This is a genomic window from Arthrobacter sp. HS15c (genome assembly GCF_040812005.1).
Lineage (GTDB): Bacteria > Actinomycetota > Actinomycetes > Actinomycetales > Micrococcaceae > Arthrobacter.
In genome coordinates this window covers 89,856-107,995 of sequence record NZ_JBFOHM010000001.1, presented here as the reverse complement: position 1 = coordinate 107,995, position 18,140 = coordinate 89,856, and the positions used below count along the sequence as shown (strand labels likewise).

Genomic DNA, 18,140 nt, shown 5'->3' with positions numbered 1-18,140 from the left:
CGCCCCGATGACGTCGTGTTGGCAGAAACATTTTGATTCGGGACAGGCGGGGCTTAGAATTAGTTCTGGTCAATGTGACTTTAACTAATCAGGGAGAGCGGGGTGGGAATCGTGTACACCAGTGCAGCCAATGTGGCGGAGCGCCGGAGCGCGCCCCCGTCGCTCGCGATCTCCACGGTCATTTTCGCCCTGCGCCCCAGTGAAAAGTCAGGCCGCCCCACGCTGTGGATCCCGCTGGTCCGCCGCATCCGTGAACCGTACAAGGATCTGTGGGCGCTCCCCGGTGGACCCCTGACCCATTCGGAATCCCTGCAGGACGCGGCGTCACGCAACCTGCAGGAAACCACCGGCCTGGCGCCAAGCTACCTTGAGCAGCTGTACGCGTTCGGCGGCCTGCACCGTTCGCCCAGCCAGCGCGTTGTCTCCATCGTCTACTGGGCGTTGGTGCAGCCCACCGAAGCCGCCCTCGCCGACGAATCAGAGAACGTCAGGTGGTTCCGGGCCGACCGCGTCGGTGACCTGGCCTTCGACCACAACGCGATCGTTGACTACGCCCTGTGGCGGCTGCGGAACAAGTTGGCGTACGGCTCCATCGCCTACCACTTCCTGGGTGAGTACTTCACCCTGGCCCAGGTCAGGGAAGTCTACGAAGCCGTCCTGGACCGCCAGCTGGACCCCGCCAACTTCCGCCGCCAGATCACCTCCACACCGGAGATTGAAGAAACCGGCGAATACCTCCAGGGCGGGAAGCACCGCCCGCCCCGCCTCTACCGCTTCACCGGCCGCCCCGGCCTCGACCCAGATAACAGGAGCACACCATGAGCAGCGTCAACACAGCAATCCAGCTGATCACGCGCGAACAGGCCGAAACGGCCGGCAGCAAAGCCGGAACCACGTGCAGCCCGGCGCTGGCCAAGGGCCCCTGGGACTACGACCTCGCCGAAGCCCTTGCCGGCATTCCCGCCTACGGCCCGGGTGCGTCCAGCGCCGATGTTGCCCCGGCGGCCACGCCCCGCCAGGGGCAGCTGCCCGAGGAGTACAAACTGGCCAGCGACGCCGAACTGGACCGGCGGATCCGTGCGGCGAAGGACGTCCTGGGGGAGCGTGCCGTGATCCTGGGCCACTTCTACCAGCGTGACGAGGTCATCCAGTACGCCGACTTCGTGGGTGACTCGTTCCAGCTGGCCAACGCCGCACTGACGAAGCCCGATGCAGAGGCCATCATCTTCTGCGGTGTCCACTTCATGGCCGAGACGGCGGACATCCTGTCACGGCCGGAGCAGGCCGTGATCCTGCCGAACCTGGCCGCGGGCTGCTCCATGGCGGACATGGCGGACACGGACTCCGTTGAAGAGTGCTGGGAACAGCTGGAGGAGATCTACGGCACCGAGCCCGACGCCGACGGCCGGGTTCCTGTCATCCCCGTCACCTACATGAATTCCTCCGCAGCCCTGAAGGCTTTCTGCGGTGAGCATGGCGGTATCGTCTGCACCTCCTCCAACGCCAAGACCGTCCTGGAATGGGCCTTCGAACGGGGCCAGCGCGTCCTGTTCTTCCCGGACCAGCACCTGGGCCGCAACACCGCCAAGGCCATGGGCGTGCCGCTGGAGCAGATGCCCATGTGGAACCCCCGCAAGGAACTCGGCGGCAACGACGAACAGGCCCTGCTGGATTCCCGCGTCATCCTCTGGCATGGCTTCTGCTCGGTCCACAAACGCTTCAACGTGGCCCAGATCGAGAAGGCCCGCGCCGACTTCCCCGGCGTCAACGTGATCGTGCACCCCGAATGCCCCATGGAAGTGGTGGACGCCGCGGACTCCGCAGGGTCCACCGACTTCATCAAAAAGGCCATCGCCGCCGCCACCGAACCCACAACGTTCGCCATCGGCACTGAAGTCAACATGGTCAACCGGCTCGCCGCCGAATACCCCCAGCACACCATCTTTTGCCTGGATCCGGTGATCTGCCCCTGCTCCACGATGTATCGGATCCACCCCGGCTACCTCGCCTGGGTGTTGGAGGAGCTGGTGGCAGGCCGCGTGGTCAACCGCATCACCGTCGCGGACGCCGTGCAGGCGAACGCCAGGACAGCGCTCGAGCGCATGCTCGCCGCCAGGCCGTAATGACCGCGATCCCAGCCGTCGGACAGACCCGTGCCGCTGCTGACCGCAGCCCGTCCCCGCAGCGGTTGATCGTCGTCGGAAGCGGCATAGCCGGCCTGTATGCCGCCCTGCTGGCGGCGGAGGCGGGCGCCGACGTCGTGGTGCTGACCAAGGGCGCGCTCGCGGACAGCAACACGTTCTACGCGCAGGGCGGGATCTCGGCCGTGCTGGACGAACCCGCGCCAGGCGACACCGTGGCTGCGCACATCGCAGACACCCTTGCCGCGGGTGCCGGGCACTGCAACCACGAGGCCGTCCGCGTGCTCTGCACCGAGGCGCGCCACGACATTGCCGGCCTGGTGCGGTTTGGTGTTCATTTTGACCAGGACCACGACGGCGGGCCCGCCCTTGGCCTGGAGGCCGCCCATTCCGCGCCGCGCATCCTCCATGCCGGCGGCGATGCCACCGGGGCGGGCGTAGTCCACGCCCTGGTCACCGCCGTGCTGTCGCGGCAGGCAGCAGGAAAGATCCGGCTGATCGGGCATGCCCTGGCCACCGAACTGGTGAAATCCGGTGACAGGGTGACCGGTGTCAGGTACAGCCATGGTGGCCGGAGCCTTGCCATCCGGGGGGATGCCGTGCTGCTGGCCACCGGCGGCGCAGGCCAGCTGTTCGCCCAGACCACCAACCCGGCGGTGGCGACCGCCGACGGACTCGCCCTCGCGTGGCGTGCCGGTGCCGCCGTCGCCGACCTTGAATTCTTCCAGTTCCACCCCACCTGCCTGGTACCCGCCCGGACGCAGGCCGCTTCGGACGCCGACCCGCTGCTGATCTCGGAGGCCGTCCGCGGCGAGGGCGCCATCCTGCTGGACTCCCGGGGCCGGCGCTTTATGCCCGAATACCATCCGGACGCCGAACTGGCCCCCCGCGACGTGGTGTCCCGAAGCATCGCCCTCCACCTGGCCAAGCTTGGCGACCCCAACGGCCACGTCTACCTCGACGCGACCGTCATCGAGGCTGCCAAGGGCGCAGGCTTCCTGGCGCGCCGGTTCCCGACCCTCAGTGCCAGGACCCGCGCCGCGGGCCTCGACTGGACCCGCGAGCTTGTGCCCGTCGCCCCGGCCGCCCACTACTGGATGGGCGGCGTCGCCACCGACCTCCACGCCAGAACCAGCGTCCCCGGGCTCTACGCCGCCGGCGAAGTCGCCTGCACCGGCGTCCAGGGTGCGAACAGGCTCGCCAGCAACTCACTGCTCGAAGGGCTTGTCTTTGGGCGTCGCGCTGTTGAGGCGTTTTTGGGTAGCAGCTCCGCAGGTCCCTCGGCGCCTGCGCTCCCGCCTCGCACCGGCAACCGCCTCGCAAGCTCGGCGGCCGGTGCGGGCGCTCACGCAACAACTGCGCTGTCGGGACCTCCGGAGCTGCCACATGGGTTCGATGGCACGGAGCCAGCGCCCTTCTCGCGTGACGCTTTGCGGCGGGTGATGACTGCCAAGGCCGGGGTGCTTCGGAACGGGGTGCTTTTGGGGGAGGCGGGGGCCGCGCTTGAGGGATGGGCCGGCGTCGTCCGTCCTGAGCTGGTGCCCCTTGATGGTGACGCGCGGGGGCATGAGGATGCCAATCTGTTGCTGGCCGCGCGTCTGCTGGTGGATGCGGCCCGGGGGCGTACCGAGTCCCTGGGCGCCCACTACCGGAGCGACAGCCCGGCCGAGACCGCCGGCCTCCATGAAGAATTTGAAGACACCTGCCTAACCCGCCCGAAAGCGAGCCTTGTCCATGACTGAATCCACCGTGTTTGACCTGGCACTCCCCACGGCGCCTGTGCGGGAGATCCTGGAGCGGGCGTTCGCCGAGGACGCCCCCGCCGGTGACATCACCTCGCAGCTGCTCATCCCGGCGGAGGCCAGGGCGACGGCGGTCCTGAACGCACGGGTCCCCGGCGTCTTCAGCGGCGCCACGGTCTTCCGGGACGCCATGCTGCTCATTGACCCGGATACCGACGTGGAGCTGCTGGTCGCCGACGGTGAGGCGTTCGACGCCGGCAAGCACCTCGCACGGGTCAGTGGCCGGGCACGCTCTGTCCTGCTTGCCGAACGCGTCGCCCTCAACCTGGTGCAGCGCATGTCCGCGATTGCCACCAAGACGGCAGAATTCGTGAAGCTCACCGAGGGCACCGCCGCACGGATCACCGACACACGGAAGACCACTCCCGGGCTGCGCGTCCTGGAACGCTTTGCCGTCCGCTGCGGGGGAGGGGCGAACCACCGGTACAGCCTGTCCGACGCCGTGCTGGCCAAGGACAACCACCTGGCAGTGATGACCGGCGGCGACCCCGCCAAACTCACCGGCCTCCTGGCGGCAGCCAAGGCACAGCTGGGCCACACCACGCACTTTGAGGTGGAAGTGGACAGCATTGACCAAATCGAACCCGTGCTTGCCGCGGGGGTGGACACCATCATGCTGGACAACTTCACGGTGGAGGAGCTCCGGACCGGCGTGGCACTGGTGGGCGGACGCGCCCGCGTGGAGGCCAGCGGCAACGTCAACCTGCAGACCGTGGCCGGAATCGCCGCCACCGGTGTGGACGTCATTTCCATCGGCGGGCTGACCCACAGCGTTGCGGCACTGGACCTGGGCCTGGACGTTGAGCTGAGCGTCGGATGAGCGCCCCGTGATTTTCCTCGACGCCGCCGCCACCACCCCCGTCCGCCGGGAGGTGCTGGATGCGATGTGGCCCTACCTGACCGGAGAGTTCGGCAACCCGTCGAGCCATCATTCCCTGGGCGAAGCCGCCGCCGCCGCGCTCGCGGACGCACGTGCCGCCGTCGCAAACGTGCTGGGCTGCAGGGCAGGCGAGGTGACCTTCACCTCGGGCGGCACCGAGGCCGACAACCTTGCCGTGAAAGGCATTGCACTGGCCCGGCAGGCCGCCGATCCGCGGCTCAACCGCGTAGTGGTCAGCGCCATCGAACACCCTGCCGTGGAGGAATCGGCACGCTACCTTGAACGGTTCCACGGGTTCGCGGTGGACGTGGTTCCCGTTGACGGGACGGGGCTTGTGACGCCGGAGGCGCTCGCCGCCGTGCTCCGCCCGGAGACCGCCCTGGTCAGCGTGATGTACGCCAACAATGAAGTGGGCACCGTCCAGCCCATCGCCGAACTGGCGGCGCTGGCCAGGGCGCAGGGCATCCCGTTCCACACGGACGCCGTCCAGGCCGCAGGCTGGCTGCCCCTGGACGTCAAGGCGCTCGGCGTGGACGCACTGAGTATCTCCGGCCACAAGCTCGGGGCGCCCAAGGGCTGCGGCGTGCTCTACGTCCGCGGACGGACCCGGATCGAACCCCTGGTCCACGGCGGCGGACAGGAACGCGGCCGCCGCTCGGGCACTGAAAACGTCGCCGGAGCCGTAGGCCTGGCCACCGCCCTCACCCTGGCCCAGCGGGACCAGACTGGCCCGGGCGCCCGGGTGGCGGCGCTGCGTGACAGCTTCACGGCGGCGGTGCTCGGCGGCGTGCCCGGGGCTGTCCTGACCGGCCATCCCACGAAGCGGCTGCCATCCGTGGCGTCTTTCTGCTTTCCCGGCACCAGCGGGGAATCTGTCCTTCTCGAACTTGAACGGCAAGGAGTGGTGTGCTCCAGCGGTTCGGCCTGCGCGGCGGGCTCGGACGCGCCGTCACCGGTCCTGACGGCACTCGGCGTCCCTTCCGAGGTGGCGCAGACGGCGGTGCGGTTCAGCTTTGACTCATCCGTCAGTGCCGCGGACCTGGAAGCCGCTGCCCAGGCCGTGCTGGCCGCCGTCGCGAGCGTCCGGACCCTCGGCCGGGCATAACGGGCCCCGTTATCCTAGATGTGCCGGGCGCGGCGGAAGATCCAGTGCCGGAGCATGGTGAAACGGACAGCGGTGGCCAGGAAACCGGACAGCGTGGTGGTCCAGAGCTCGTCAGCAACAGTGGCTTCGGGCTTCAGCCAGTGCAGGATGCCGAGGCTGCTTCCCGTGATGACCAGGGCAACGGCGATCACCAGCAGCCCGTGCAGGTGGTCGCGGGCCATCCTGCGCTGTCCCGAGATCTTGAACGTGAGCCTGCGGTTCAGGGCGGTGTTCAGAAATGACGTCACGACCAGGGCCGCCGCATTGGCCAGCTGCGGACCCAGCCAGGGGCGCAGCAGCGCGTAGAGCCCCAGCGATGCGGCCGTGCAGACGATGCCCACGCCGGTGAAGCGGATGAGCTGGCGGACCACCGGGAACTTCAGGATCCCGTGGTGGTGCCGTGTGGATGGTGCCCGGCGGCCTTGTTGGACGCCTGGCTGCTGCGTCAGCTGGGCGGCGGGCGCAGCAGGGGAATCCATGGGTCAAGCCTGACACATCAGGCGGCGGATCCCTCCCAGGACGCTGCCTTCACCGGGTTGGTGAGTTCGCCGATGCCCTCCACGCGGCAGGTGACCGTATCGCCGGGGCCGATGGGGGCACACTCGGCCGGGAATCCGGTCAGGACCAGGTCCCCGGGGTGCAGGGTCATGAAGGACGTCAGGTACACCAGGATTTCGTCCACGTTCCAGCCCAGGTCCGCGCTGCTGGCAGGCGCCAGCGCAGTGCCGTTGTGGACGATGCCGATGGCCAGGTCTGCAACATCGAGCGTCGTGACGATCCACGGCCCGGCAGGCGTGAAAGTGTCCTGGCTCTTCGCGCTGATCCAGAGCTCGTCCGACTTCTGCAGGTCCCGGGAGGTCACATCGTTTCCGATGGTGAATCCCAGCACCGCGCTGCGGGCGTTGTCCGGAGTCAGGCCCCGCGCCTTCCGGCCGATCACGATGGCCAGTTCCGCTTCGGGGTCAACATGGCCGGCGTCTGACGCCAGCTCAATGGCGTCGCCCGGCCCGATCACGCTGGTGGCGGCCTTGTGGAATGCCTGGCGCGGGAGGGCACGGCCGGCCCCGCCCGTGTTGTGGGCCATGCCCAGGACGTTGGCCGGGACACTGGGGGCGAGGAACTCGAAGCTTCTCTGGTGCACATCGTCGCCCGGCGTCCAGCCGGCGCGGGCAGGGCTCGCGGCGTTGGCCGGGGATCCGGGGAAGGGCGTGTCCACCACGGTCCAGGTGGTGCCGGCGTCACTGGCGAAGTCAGCGGCACTGTTGGCCACAAAGAACTGTTCCCCGGGCGCCGCGGGGGAGACGGGACGGACGCGGGCAAGGCGGAGCGGGGTGGTCATAAGCATTCCTTCAAGGACGTGCGACGGCGGCAGGGGCCGGGTTGCCGGGCGGTCAGTACAGTTCGCCGGCAGGGATCTCGACGGCGAGACGGTTGGAGGGGCCGGCCAGCGGGCATGCCCAGGCCTCGTTGTAGGCGCAGGAGGGGTTGTACGCGAAGTTGAAGTCAAGCACGAATTCGGCGCCGGGACCGCTGCCGTGGACACCATGGAAGGCGCCCTTGATCGTGTCGATCAGGTAGCGGCCGGCACCGTAGCTGCCGCCGGGCTGCCCGGCTGTTGCGTCCCTGAACGGAACAAAGATGCCGCCGCCATACCCCTGAAGCTTCCAGACGGCGAGCTGCCCCATCTCCGGAAGGTCGAAGGTGCCGAGGCGGACGAAGTTGACCACGCCGTCGGTGGCGGTTTCCACCGACATTTCCCGTCCCGCGCCTTCCCCGGTCAGCGGCACATGGAAGCGGTAGATGGGATCGTAGTCAGCGGTCCTGAGTCCGGAAAAGCGCGCCTTGTCCTGTCTGGTCAGAGCCGACGCGGGATGGGTGGCGAACATCCGGTCGCGCTCGTGCCGCCAATAGGAATGGGCCTCCGCGGGGCTCTCCACCGAAATTTTCCGGACCGTCTCGTAGAGGGAGAACGTCCGCAGGCGCCAATCCGCAATGTCGATGGCGGAGATGTCCGCCAGACTGTCGTCCGCCACGCCATACTGCTCTTCCGCCATAGCCACCAGCCTAGCCCCTCGGAGCGCGCTTACCTTGCGGCGGCGGCGCCCGGCGCTACGCTGGCTGCATGACGCGCAAGACAGCAGTGCTGGGGTTCCGGATCATGGCCGTGCTCGTGTGCGGAGGCATGGCCTCCGGCTGCAGCGCCCAAGGTCAGGCCGAACCGTCCTGGACCGCGCAGCCGGACGCAACTGCGTCAACCGCGGCCCCGACAGGGACGGCCACGGCCTCGGCGGGTCCGACGACGTCCGGCGGCCAGGGTTCGCCGACGCCAGGTGCGGGGGCCACCTCGGCTGCGTGGAAGACCTTTTCGGATCCCGGCAAGACGGTGAGCTTTGACCTGCCGGAGGAATGGATCGCCCAGTCCGTAACGCCCGAGGAAGGGACGATGGCAGGTGCGCTGAAGGTTGAGGTAAAGAAGCCGGACGGAACCGTCCTTGCCTCGCTGCGGACGGGACTGCCGCCGTCGGCTCAGGAATGCGCGGAGGCGGCGCGCCGCCCCTACACCGTGATCAGCAGCGTGCCCGTGGACCTGCCGGCCCTGGCAGGAGAGGGAACCATCGCCCCGCATGTGGTGTTCAGGGTGATCCAGGGCTACCGGTACTTCGGGTCCTTCGGCATCACGAACATCGTGGGCGGCGCCGACGGACAGGCGTGCGAACTGCGAAACGTGGTCCGCGGCCCGGCCGGCAAGGGTGACTATTCCTTCGGGGACCTTCCGGCCCTCAAGGCGTTTGCGCCGGATGAAAAGGTGGCTCCCGCCAAGGCCTTTGACACCCTGGACCAGGCTGCGAAGTATGTGGACGAGGGCGCCGAATTCGCCAACGTCCAACGGATGCTAATGTCTCTGGAGATCAAGAACTAGTCCTGCTGCCGGCCCACCCCCGCCGGGCCAGAGCGGAGACTGGCAAACCACTTCCTCACACCCCGGAGATCAATGGACCGCTCTGTTTCCGCCCGCCTGGTTTTCAGGACCGTCGCCGACACCAAGGTTGCGCTGGCCATTTCCGTGGCCAGGAATCCCGGTTACACCTCGTTCGAGGAATCGTTGTCGGTAACGGTGGAAGGCGCGCAGGTTCCGCTGACTGAATTGTCGGACCACCATGGGGGCCGGATCCACTACATGGAGTTCCCGGACCCTGCCGAGGTGACGGTCGACTATTCGGCGTCCGTTGCCGGACAGGCCGTCCCCGAAGAGGCACCGCTGGCGGACCTCATCCGCTACGTCCGCCCCAGCCGGTACGCCGAGTCGGACCGGCTCCTGCCCACGGCCTATGCGGAATTCGGCGGGCTCCACGGCGAGGAGCTGCTGCATGCCGTGCGGAACTGGGTTTACGGCGAGCTGAGGTACATCAGCGGATCATCACGGGGCACCGACGGAGCAGTGGATACCCTCCTGCACCGCCGCGGCGTCTGCCGCGACTTCGCCCACCTTGCCATCGCGCTGCTCCGGTCCAAGGACATCCCCGCCCGGCTGACTGCTGTCTACGCGCCTGGACTAAGCCCGATGGACTTCCACGCCGTGGCCGAAGCCCACGTCAACGGGGCCTGGCACGTCATCGACCCCACGGGGCTCGCCCCGCGGGAGTCGATGCTCAGGATCACGGCCGGCCGGGACTCTGCCGATACCGCTTTCCTCTCCACCGTCGGCGGAAGTCTCACCCTCCACCAGATGAGCGTCACCGCCGTCGTGAACGGCAACCTGCCTGTGGAGGACCCGGCCAAGCTCGTCGTGCTGCGCTAGGCCGGGCGACTCCCGGCGCCGGGCCCCGCCGAAGCGCCGTTTAGTGGCGCGCTCCCACTGAATGGCGCAGTTTCTCGGTCAGACGCCTCAGTTCCTTCTGCTCGGCTGCCGTCAGCGCCGGACCCAGCAGCCCGGAGATATCCCGGACGTGCTCGCGGCCGATGTCCTTTTGCAGCTCGGCGCCGGCGTCGGTCAGCTTCAGCAGCACCCCGCGGCCGTCCTCAGGGGCCGCCATCCGCGCCACCAGTCCCCGCTTTTCGAGCCGCTCCACGAGCCTGCTGAGGCTGGACTGGCTCAGCAGGACGTGGTCGTTGAGCTCGTTCAGCCGCAGCCAGCCCGACGGGCAGCGGGAGAGCGTGAACAGGACGTCGTACTCGTTCAGCGCCACCTTCCTGAAGGCGGGCCCGGCCTGGAGCTTCCGCATCACCGCCACCTGGGCCCGGAACAGGGACTCCCAAGTCTCCGCGGCAAGCCGGACCGGTGATTCGCCGTCGGTGGCCATCACGCCTCCGATGGGGTTGTTTCGGCGCTCTGCGCGGCCAGCAGCGTCGCGACCCGGCCGGCATGGGTGGGCGGGTCCGGAACGTGCGCGGGCTTGAGGGCCGCGTACTCCTTGCGCAGGACCGGCAGGACCTCTTCGCCGAACAGGTCGAGCTGTTCCAGCACGGTCTTCAGCGGCAAGCCGGCGTGGTCGATCAGGAACAGCTGGCGCTGGTAGTCGCCGAAGTACTCGCGGAACGTCAGGGTCTTTTCGATGACCTCCTGCGGGCTGCCGACTGTGAGTGGGGTCTGCGAGGTGAAGTCCTCCAGCGACGGGCCGTGGCCATAGACCGGGGCGTTGTCGAAGTAGGGGCGGAATTCCTTGACCGCATCCTGGGAGTTCTTGCGCATGAAGAACTGGCCGCCGAGGCCCACGATCGCCTGGTCCGCCTTGCCGTGGCCGTAGTGCTCGTAGCGTTCGCGGTAGAGGCTGATCAGCTGCTGGTAATGCTCCTTGGGCCAGAAGATGTTGTTCGCAAAGAAGCCGTCGCCGTAGTAGGCGGCAACTTCGGCGATCTGCGGCGTTCGGATGGAACCGTGCCACACAAAGGGGGCGACGCCGTCGAGCGGGCGGGGCGTGGAGGTGAAGTTCTGCAGCGGGGTCCGGAACTTGCCGGACCAGTTCACGGTGTCCTCGTCCCACAGCCGGCGCAGCAGGCTGTAGTTCTCGATGGCCAGCTCCACGCCGTCCTGGATGTTCTTGCCGAACCAGGGGTAGACGGGGGCCGTGTTGCCCCGGCCCAGAACCAGGTCCACGCGACCATCGGACAGGTGCTGGAGCATCGCGAAGTCCTCGGCGATCTTCACCGGATCATTCGTGGTGATCAGCGTCGTGGCGGTGGACAGCGTGATCCGCTCAGTCTGCGCCGCGATGTACGCGAGGGTGGTGGTGGGGGAGGACGAGAAGAACGGGCGGTTGTGGTGCTCGCCGATGGCATAGACGTCCATGCCGATTTCCTCGACCTTTTTGGCGATCGCCACGGAGGCCTTGATGCGCTCGTGCTCCGTGGGGGTCTGTCCCGTGGTGGGGTCAGTGGTGATGTCGCTGACGCTGAATACGCCGATCTGCATGATGTGCCTTCCGTTCTGGCTGTCCGTGGTGGGCTTACCACCACTATACCCGATTTAGATGCATATGCATCTATCGACGGATACAACACCTCCCGGGCCGGAATATTCCCGTTCGTTTAGCCCGGCTCGCCCGGCGCGGCGCGGCGGCCGCTGACCTTGGGAACCATGCCCGTGGTCCAGTCGCGGAACTCGTCGTCGACGTCGTCCGCGGGACCCAGTTCCGGGCGCTCGTGCAGCGCCCGGAGCAGCGCCTTCCTCTCGCGGCGCCCCTCCACCAGGCGGTAGAGAACGGGGACCAGGACCAGTGTGAGGGCCGTGGAGGAGACCAGGCCGCCGATCACCACGACGGCGAGTGGCTGGGAGATGAACCCGCCGCCGCCGGTCAGCCCCAGCGCCATGGGCGTCAGCGCGAACACGGTGGCAAGAGCTGTCATGAGGATGGGCCGCAGGCGCTGGCGGGCGCCGTGGGTGATGGCGTCCGCCACCGGCATTCCCGCCCTGCCGTCGCCTGGCTTCCGGTACTGGTTGATCAGGTCGATGAGCACAATGGCGTTGGTCACCACAATTCCCACAAGCATCAGCATGCCGATCAGCGACGGCAGGCCCAGCGGCACGCCGGTCAGCAGGAGCAGCGCCACGGCGCCGGTGGCCGCGAAGGGGACGGACACCAGCAGGATCAGCGGCTGGACGAGGGATTTGAAGGTGGCCACCATGATCACGTACACAATGGCGATGGCGGCCAGGAGGGCCAGCCCCAGCTGCCGGAAGGACTCTGCCTGCTGCGTGGTGGCCCCGCCCAGGGTGGCCGTGACCCCGGCAGGCAGCTGGACATCGTCGAGGCGGGACTGGACTTCGGCGCTCACGGCGCCAAGGTTGGAGCCCGACGGCGTGAGGGAGACCTTCGCGGTCCGCTGCCCGTTGCTGGCGGTGATGGAGATCGGGACCTCCACCTGCTCGACGTCGGCAATGGTGCCCAGCGTGGCCCGTCCCCCCGGCAGCGGGATGTTGCGTACGGCCTCAACACTGGTGAACCGGGTTCCCTCGCCGATCTGGACCGGGAAGTCGTCGGTTTCGATCCGGACCGTCCCGGCGGGGACCGGACTGATCGTTGCGGCGAGCACACCCGCCACCTGCTGCTCGTTCAGTCCGGCGGCCACGGCCTTGGCACGGTCAACCTTGACCTGGACAACGTTCTGGCTGGCGGCCAGGTTGGTGGCCACCTCGCTGGTGCCGGGCACGCCGCCCATTGCGTCCACCATCGCATCGCTGGCGGTGCGGAGATCGGCGGAGGTGGCGGCCCGCAGGGTGATGTCCACCGTGGACGATGTGCCGAAGCCGCCCTGCTGCGTGCCCACGGAGATCTTTCCGGCGTCGGGGATGCCGGAAAGCTCTGTGCGGACTTTTTCCTGGAGCTCTGCCTGGTCAGCTTTTTCGTCCGTCACCACGGTGAAGGTCGAATTGGAGGCCCCGGAGGATATGAGCGCGGCGAAGCCCGCCTGGGCATTGCCGGAGGTGACCTGGACGGTCTTGATGCCGTCGATGCCGCGCAGCACCCCCTCCACCCGGACGGCGGCGGCGCTGGTCTCGGCCAGGCTGGTGCCGCCCGGCAGGACCTGGCGCACAGTGAGGCTGTTCTGCCCGGACTGGCCCAGCAGGTCTGTGGCCAGTAACGGGGTCATGGCGCCGGTGGCGGCCAGCACCAGCCCGGCGGCAATCAGCGTCACCACCGGATGCTTCTGGGTCTTGGTCAGGATGGGGAGGTAGCCCCGCTGCAGCAGGCTCTTCTGCTCGGCTTCCAGCGCCCTGGCACGCACGGCCGCGGCGGCCTCGCGGGCTGCGGCGGACCCGACGGCAGCGGCCGACGGGGACTTCAGGAACCAGTACACCAGCACGGGAACAATGGTCAGCGACACCAACAGGGATGCCAGCAGAGCCATGGTGACGGTGAGCGCGAACGGGCGGAAAAGCTCGCCGGCGAGTTCGCCAACGAACGCGATGGGCAGGAAGACGGCCACCGTGGTCAGGGTGGAGGCGGTAATCGCCCCGGCTACTTCCCGGATGGCCGTCAGGATGGCGGTGACCTTGTCCTCCCCGTAGGCGAGGTGCCGCTTGATGTTCTCGATGACCACGATGGAGTCATCAACCACGCGGCCGATGGCTATGGTCAGTGCCCCCAGCGTCAGGATGTTCAGGGAGTACCCGGTCGCGGACAGTCCGATGAACGTGATGAGGAGCGACAGGGGGATGGACACCGCCGTCACCAGCGTGGAGCGGGACGACATCAGGAACACCAGGATCACCGCCACGGCGAACCCCAGGCCCAGCAGGCCCTCGGTGGTCAGGTCCTTGATGGATTTCTCAATGAAGGGCGCCTGGTCGAAGACCGGCGTGAATTTGGCGTTGGAGCCCAGCTCGGCTTGAAGGTCGCCGATGACGCCGGCAACGGCGTGGGAGATGGCCACAGTGTCGCCCTCGGGCTTTTTGGTGACGGAAACCGCCAGTGTTTCCTTGCCGTCGGTGCGGGAGATGGAGGTGCGTTCGTCATCCTTGAGCGAGACGTCCGCCACGGCGCCGATGGTGGCAGGCTGCTTGGTGCCGGCAAGCGGAAGGGCCCGGACGGCGTCGAGGGAGTCCACCGGACTGCCGATCTGGAGGGAGAGGGTCTTGCCGTCCTCTTCGATGGTTCCGGCAGGAATCAACGCCCCGTTGTTGGCCAGTGCATCGCGGATCGCCGTGATCGTTGCCCCGGTGGACGCAAGGGCGTCCGTCCGCGGCAGGATCTGGATGTGCTGGGTGGCGCCGCCGGTCACATCGGCGCTGCGGACGCCGTCGATTTTCTGCAGCCGGGGGATGCTGAGCCGCTGCAGGTCGGCATTCAGCTCGCTCAGGGATCTGTCCGAGGAGACCGCCAGGAACAGGATGGGGAAATCGCTGATGCTGCCGGCGATGGCCTGCGGCTGGACGTCATCCGGCAGCTGGCGTTTGGCGTTGGAGATGGCCCGGTCAATCTGGTTCCGCGCCCGGTCCAGGTTGGAGCCGTACGTGAACGTCATCGAGATCTGTGAGACGCCCGTGCGGGATGTTGACGACGTCGATTCCAGGCCTTCGACGCCGTTCAGCGCCTTCTCCAGCGGTTCGCTGACCTGTTTGTCCACCACCTCCGGCGACGCGCCGGGCATCGCCGACAGCACGGTGATCTGCGGGAACTCGATGGAGGGGATCAGTTCCTGCTTCAGCGAGGACATGGTGATCACCCCGAACACCGACGCGAATACCGTGATGAGGGCGATCAGTGCCCTGTTTGCCAGTGAAAGTTGTGCCAGCCGGAACATCGCTTGGTCTCCTGACGGGGTTGGCGGACTGGTGTGGAGATGAACTGCTGCCCGCCGACCCCGGCAGGGTCAGCGGGTCGCGGAGACGCTCTCCAGCTGGAGGGCCGTGGCGGTTGCCTTCTCAAGTTCCGCGGCGAGTTCCGGGTTGCTGTCCAGCTTGGTGCCGTAGCCGGGCATCATGTCCTTGAGCTTGCCCTGCCAGCCCTTGAAGTTCTTGGGGAAGGACTTCTGCAGCAGTTCGATCATGATCGGCACCGCGGTGGAGGCCCCGGGGGAGGCGCCCAGGAGCGCGCCGATGGAGCCGTCGCGGCCGGCAATGACTTCCGTGCCGAACTGCAGCACGCCGCCCTTCTTCGGATCCTTCTTGATGATCTGTACACGCTGGCCGGCGGTGATGAGTTCCCAGTCGCCGTCCTTGGCTTCGGGGTAGTACTCGCGCAGGGCTTCCACCTTGTCGCCGTGGCGCTTGGCCACTTCTTTGACGAGGTAGGCCGTGAGGTCCATGTTGTCCTTGGCCACGGCGAGCATCGGGATGATGTTGCTGGGCCGGATGGACAGGGGCAGGTCCAGGTACGAGCCGTTCTTCAGGAAGTTCGTGGAGAAACCGGCGTACGGGCCGAACAGCAGGGAGCGTTTGCCGTCGACGTAGCGCGTGTCCAGGTGCGGCACGGACATGGGCGGTGCGCCCACGGAGGCCTGGCCGTAGACCTTGGCGCTGTGCTGGGCGGCGAGGGTCTCATCGGTGCAGCGGAAGAACTGGCCGGAGACGGGGAAGCCGCCAAAGCCCTTGCTTTCCGGAATGCCCGAGGCCTGCAGCAGGTGCAGTGCGCCGCCGCCGGCTCCGACAAACACGAACTTTGCGTGGATCCTGCCGTGTTCCCCGGAGGCCGGGTATTTGAGCGAAAGGTCCCAGCCGCCGTCGGACGCCTTGGAAATGCCGGTCACATCATGGCCGTAGTTGATCTCGACGCCGTTGTTCCCGAGGTAGGTGGTCAGCTCCCGGGTCAGTGCCCCGAAGTCGACGTCGGTGCCTTCGGCCGCCCGCGTGGCGGCGATGCGCTGCTTCGGGTCGCGGCCCTTGACGATCAGCGGGGCCCATTTGGCGATCTGGCCGTGGTCCTCGGAGTATTCCATGCTGCGGAACAGCGGGTGGGGCTTCAGTGCCTCGTACCGGGTCCGCAGGAACTTGGTGTTGTCCTCGCCGATGACAAAGCTCATGTGCGGGACGGTATTGATAAAGCCCTTCGGCGAACCGATCAGGGACTGCTCCACAAGGTGGGACCAGAACTGCCGGGACAGCTGGAACTGTTCGTTGATGAGCAGCGCCTTGGTGGGGTCCACCGAGCCGTCTTTGGCTGCAGGGGAGTAGTTGAGCTCGCAGAGTGCGGCGTGCCCGGTTCCGGCGTTGTTCCAGGGGCCGGAGCTTTCCAGTCCGGGCTCGTCGAGGCGCTCGAAGAGGGAGATGGTCCAGGTGGGTTCGAGCTGCTTGATGAACGCCCCCAGTGTGGCGCTCATGATGCCGCCGCCGATCAGGACGACGTCGGCATGTTTGGTCTTGGAAATAAAAGTCACAGTGAGTCTCCGATAGCAGCGGCTCTGGCTGTCACAGAATATCCCCGCGTGACCCTCTTACTGAAATTGGACGGGCCCGTCAAGGCTTTAGCTGGACCTTGGTGAAAACTTCGTTTAAGACCGGGGAGGCCGGGTAGCTGGCCACCCGGTCCGAGAGTGCCAGTGCCGAGATGGGGAACGCAATGGGAACGGCCGGAACCGACGCGGCGATCTGGACATTGATGGTGTGATATTGCTCATCACGTTCCTGTCCCTGCGGCATGCTGCGGGCCCGGTTGATCTTGGAGAAGACCTGGGGGTCCTGGTAGCCGAACTCGCCGTTCTTCTCGCCGAACAGCGGCCCGACAAAGTTGTCGGCGTCGGCGTAAGCGCCGTTCCAGCCGAGCAGGTGGAGGGCGTGGTCGCCGGGGGACTGGACCTTCTGCAGGTACCCGTCAGACCAGTCCACCGGGACGGGTTTGATGTTCAGTCCGACAGCGGTCAGCTGGCGGCTGATCTCGGCATAGACCTTCTCAGGCGTGGGGAGGTAGGGCCGGGTGGCGTTCAGCGGATAGTAGAACCTGAGTTCTTCGCCGTTATAGCCGGACTCTTCCAGGTAGGTCTTTGCCTTGGCCGGGTCATGGCCCAGCGACGGGGCTTCGTTGTTGAAGCCGCTGATCTTCGGTGGCACGAACTGGGAGGCCTGGGCGGTGTTGTCGATGAAGAATTTCCGGATCAGGGTGTCCTTGTCGATCGCCATCTCGATCGCCTGCCGCACTTTCACGTCCTGCAGGACCGGGACTTCCTGGTTGATGCCCACGTACATCACGGAGAAAGGGTCCCGCTGCACGATCTGCATGCCGCGTTTGACCAGCTGGTCAAAGTTTCCCACCGTGACGGCGTCGAAGCCGTCAATCTTTCCGTCGAGGAGTGCCTGCAGGCGGGTCTGCGGATGGTCGTAGGTCAGGAAGTTGATGGTGGCGATTTGCCCCCGATCGCCCCAGTAGTCCTTGTTGCTGACCAGGGTGAGGCTGGCGTCGTCCCACGTGCCAAGGCTGAAGGGGCCGGTCCCCACCGGGTTGGTGGCGAAGGCTGACAGGGGCTGCCCGCCCCGTACCTGGTCCAGCACATCCGCAGTCCCGGCGGCCAGTGCGGCCGGTGACGCCATGGCGAAAGCCGGCAACGTCAGGGCCTGGAGGAAAGCGGTGAAGCGCTGCGTGAGGTCGATCCGGACTGTGTCGGCAGAAACGGCGGTGCAGCTTTTGAAGATGGAAAGCGATGCCTCGTCGGAGTGCGCCTTGAAGACGCCCTTGAAGGAGCTTCCCGGGGCCTGTTGGCGGAGCGCCGCGGGGAACGCGAACCAGCGGTTGAAGTTGGCGCAGACGGCGTCCGCGTTGAAGGGGGTTCCGTCGTGGAAGGTGACTCCGCTGCGCAGCTTGAACGTGTAGGAGCGGCCTTCATCTGATTCGGTCCACTCGGTGGCCAGCAGCGGCGTGGGTTTGCCCGTTGTCTGGTCCACTCCCACCAGGCCTTCGAGGATCTGCCGCGTGATCCGGTAGGACTCAACGTCGCTGGACAGTGCCGGGTCGAGCCCAAGCGGCTGGGACGCCGTGCCGAACGTGAAAGTGGCGGAGGGACCCTCGCCCGCTGATGTCGTCGACGTGGTGGGGGAAGACGGTGAGGGGGCCGGGACGCCGGTGCAGGATGTCATGCCCAGAGCCAGGAAAACGGCGCCTGTCTTGATCACCGTTCGTCGCGATGTACTGCTGGGCACTCGTTGATCACCTCTGGGCTGCTGGCCGGCTCCGCTGTCTGCGGGCGCGAGCCCAGTCTAGTTGACGGACCCGGAAGGTCCCGGGGACGCAGTTGGACCCGGCCTG

At 67.1% G+C, this 18,140-nt stretch carries 15 protein-coding genes; 7 read left to right on the top strand and 8 right to left on the bottom strand.

Annotated features, from left to right (window positions below; translation table 11 throughout):
* Positions 1-102 precede the first annotated feature (102 nt).
* Genes ABV518_RS00505 through ABV518_RS00485 form a run of 5 tightly spaced genes read left to right on the top strand, consistent with a single transcriptional unit; the run spans position 103 to position 5,928 of the window.
* A complete protein-coding gene (locus ABV518_RS00505; protein ID WP_367764888.1) occupies positions 103-822 on the top strand; it encodes an NUDIX domain-containing protein in 720 nt (239 codons plus the stop codon).
* Positions 819-2,123 (top strand): quinolinate synthase NadA, encoded by a 1,305-nt coding sequence (gene nadA / locus ABV518_RS00500; RefSeq protein ID WP_367764886.1) that lies wholly within the window; start codon positions 819-821, stop codon positions 2,121-2,123. Before ABV518_RS00505 ends, nadA begins: the two co-directional genes overlap by 4 nt.
* Positions 2,123-3,883, top strand: coding sequence for an L-aspartate oxidase (nadB, locus tag ABV518_RS00495; RefSeq protein ID WP_367764884.1), 1,761 nt, complete (start codon positions 2,123-2,125; stop codon positions 3,881-3,883). Before nadA ends, nadB begins: the two co-directional genes overlap by 1 nt.
* On the top strand, positions 3,876-4,763 hold the full coding sequence (gene nadC, locus ABV518_RS00490; RefSeq protein WP_367764882.1) for a carboxylating nicotinate-nucleotide diphosphorylase: 888 nt from the start codon (positions 3,876-3,878) through the stop codon (positions 4,761-4,763). The genes nadB and nadC overlap by 8 nt, the downstream gene beginning before the upstream one ends.
* A 7-nt stretch (positions 4,764-4,770) precedes the next feature.
* Positions 4,771-5,928, top strand: a complete 1,158-nt coding sequence (locus ABV518_RS00485; RefSeq protein ID WP_367764881.1) for a cysteine desulfurase family protein — start codon at positions 4,771-4,773, stop codon at positions 5,926-5,928.
* 14 nt (positions 5,929-5,942) lie between these two features.
* Here the strand turns inward: ABV518_RS00485 and ABV518_RS00480 are convergent, their stop codons facing one another.
* The 3 genes from ABV518_RS00480 to ABV518_RS00470 are packed head-to-tail and all read right to left on the bottom strand — an operon-like array spanning position 5,943 to position 8,021.
* Positions 5,943-6,446, bottom strand: coding sequence for a GtrA family protein (locus tag ABV518_RS00480; RefSeq protein ID WP_367764878.1), 504 nt, complete (start codon positions 6,444-6,446; stop codon positions 5,943-5,945).
* Between the two features lie 17 nt (positions 6,447-6,463).
* The gene (locus tag ABV518_RS00475; RefSeq protein ID WP_367764876.1) at positions 6,464-7,306 is read right to left on the bottom strand and encodes a fumarylacetoacetate hydrolase family protein; all 843 of its coding nucleotides are present in this window, start codon (positions 7,304-7,306) and stop codon (positions 6,464-6,466) included.
* A 52-nt stretch (positions 7,307-7,358) separates the two neighbouring features.
* The gene (locus ABV518_RS00470) at positions 7,359-8,021 is read right to left on the bottom strand and encodes a DUF1684 domain-containing protein (RefSeq protein ID WP_367764874.1); all 663 of its coding nucleotides are present in this window, start codon (positions 8,019-8,021) and stop codon (positions 7,359-7,361) included.
* Between the two features lie 68 nt (positions 8,022-8,089).
* Here ABV518_RS00470 and ABV518_RS00465 point away from each other — a divergent pair, with 68 nt between their 5' ends.
* Both ABV518_RS00465 and ABV518_RS00460 read left to right on the top strand, forming a co-directional pair.
* Positions 8,090-8,887, top strand: coding sequence for a hypothetical protein (locus ABV518_RS00465; protein ID WP_367764872.1), 798 nt, complete (start codon positions 8,090-8,092; stop codon positions 8,885-8,887).
* 72 nt (positions 8,888-8,959) lie between these two features.
* Positions 8,960-9,766 carry a transglutaminase family protein gene (locus ABV518_RS00460; RefSeq protein WP_367764870.1) on the top strand — a complete coding sequence of 269 codons (807 nt, stop codon included), beginning with the start codon at positions 8,960-8,962 and terminating at the stop codon, positions 9,764-9,766.
* A gap of 40 nt (positions 9,767-9,806) precedes the next feature.
* Here ABV518_RS00460 and ABV518_RS00455 read toward each other — a convergent pair whose 3' ends face one another.
* The 5 genes from ABV518_RS00455 to ABV518_RS00435 all read right to left on the bottom strand — a co-directional run bounded on the left by ABV518_RS00455 (position 9,807) and on the right by ABV518_RS00435 (position 18,034).
* On the bottom strand, positions 9,807-10,268 hold the full coding sequence (locus ABV518_RS00455) for a MarR family winged helix-turn-helix transcriptional regulator (protein ID WP_367764868.1): 462 nt from the start codon (positions 10,266-10,268) through the stop codon (positions 9,807-9,809).
* Positions 10,268-11,377 carry an LLM class flavin-dependent oxidoreductase gene (locus ABV518_RS00450; protein WP_367764867.1) on the bottom strand — a complete coding sequence of 370 codons (1,110 nt, stop codon included), beginning with the start codon at positions 11,375-11,377 and terminating at the stop codon, positions 10,268-10,270. The genes ABV518_RS00455 and ABV518_RS00450 overlap by 1 nt, the downstream gene beginning before the upstream one ends.
* 116 nt (positions 11,378-11,493) lie before the next feature.
* Positions 11,494-14,709: an efflux RND transporter permease subunit gene (locus ABV518_RS00445; RefSeq protein WP_367764866.1), complete on the bottom strand. Its 3,216-nt coding sequence runs from the start codon at positions 14,707-14,709 to the stop codon at positions 11,494-11,496.
* Positions 14,710-14,778: 69 nt separating this feature from the next.
* Positions 14,779-16,281, bottom strand: coding sequence for a malate:quinone oxidoreductase (locus tag ABV518_RS00440; protein WP_367764864.1), 1,503 nt, complete (start codon positions 16,279-16,281; stop codon positions 14,779-14,781).
* Between the two features lie 79 nt (positions 16,282-16,360).
* Entirely contained in the window at positions 16,361-18,034 is a 1,674-nt protein-coding gene (locus ABV518_RS00435) for an ABC transporter substrate-binding protein (protein ID WP_367764863.1), read from the bottom strand.
* Positions 18,035-18,140 lie beyond the last annotated feature (106 nt).

Excerpts from the sequence above, each read along its gene's own strand:
- nadA (WP_367764886.1), top strand. The coding sequence starts at position 819 with ATGAGCAGCGTCAACACAGCAATCCAGCTGATCACGCGCGAACAGGCC.
- nadB (WP_367764884.1), top strand. The coding sequence starts at position 2,123 with ATGACCGCGATCCCAGCCGTCGGACAGACCCGTGCCGCTGCTGACCGC.
- nadC (WP_367764882.1), top strand. The coding sequence starts at position 3,876 with ATGACTGAATCCACCGTGTTTGACCTGGCACTCCCCACGGCGCCTGTG.
- ABV518_RS00480 (WP_367764878.1), bottom strand. The coding sequence starts at position 6,446 with ATGGATTCCCCTGCTGCGCCCGCCGCCCAGCTGACGCAGCAGCCAGGC.
- ABV518_RS00475 (WP_367764876.1), bottom strand. The coding sequence starts at position 7,306 with ATGACCACCCCGCTCCGCCTTGCCCGCGTCCGTCCCGTCTCCCCCGCG.
- ABV518_RS00470 (WP_367764874.1), bottom strand. The coding sequence starts at position 8,021 with ATGGCGGAAGAGCAGTATGGCGTGGCGGACGACAGTCTGGCGGACATC.
- ABV518_RS00465 (WP_367764872.1), top strand. The coding sequence starts at position 8,090 with ATGACGCGCAAGACAGCAGTGCTGGGGTTCCGGATCATGGCCGTGCTC.
- ABV518_RS00460 (WP_367764870.1), top strand. The coding sequence starts at position 8,960 with ATGGACCGCTCTGTTTCCGCCCGCCTGGTTTTCAGGACCGTCGCCGAC.
- ABV518_RS00455 (WP_367764868.1), bottom strand. The coding sequence starts at position 10,268 with ATGGCCACCGACGGCGAATCACCGGTCCGGCTTGCCGCGGAGACTTGG.
- ABV518_RS00450 (WP_367764867.1), bottom strand. The coding sequence starts at position 11,377 with ATGCAGATCGGCGTATTCAGCGTCAGCGACATCACCACTGACCCCACC.
- ABV518_RS00445 (WP_367764866.1), bottom strand. The coding sequence starts at position 14,709 with ATGTTCCGGCTGGCACAACTTTCACTGGCAAACAGGGCACTGATCGCC.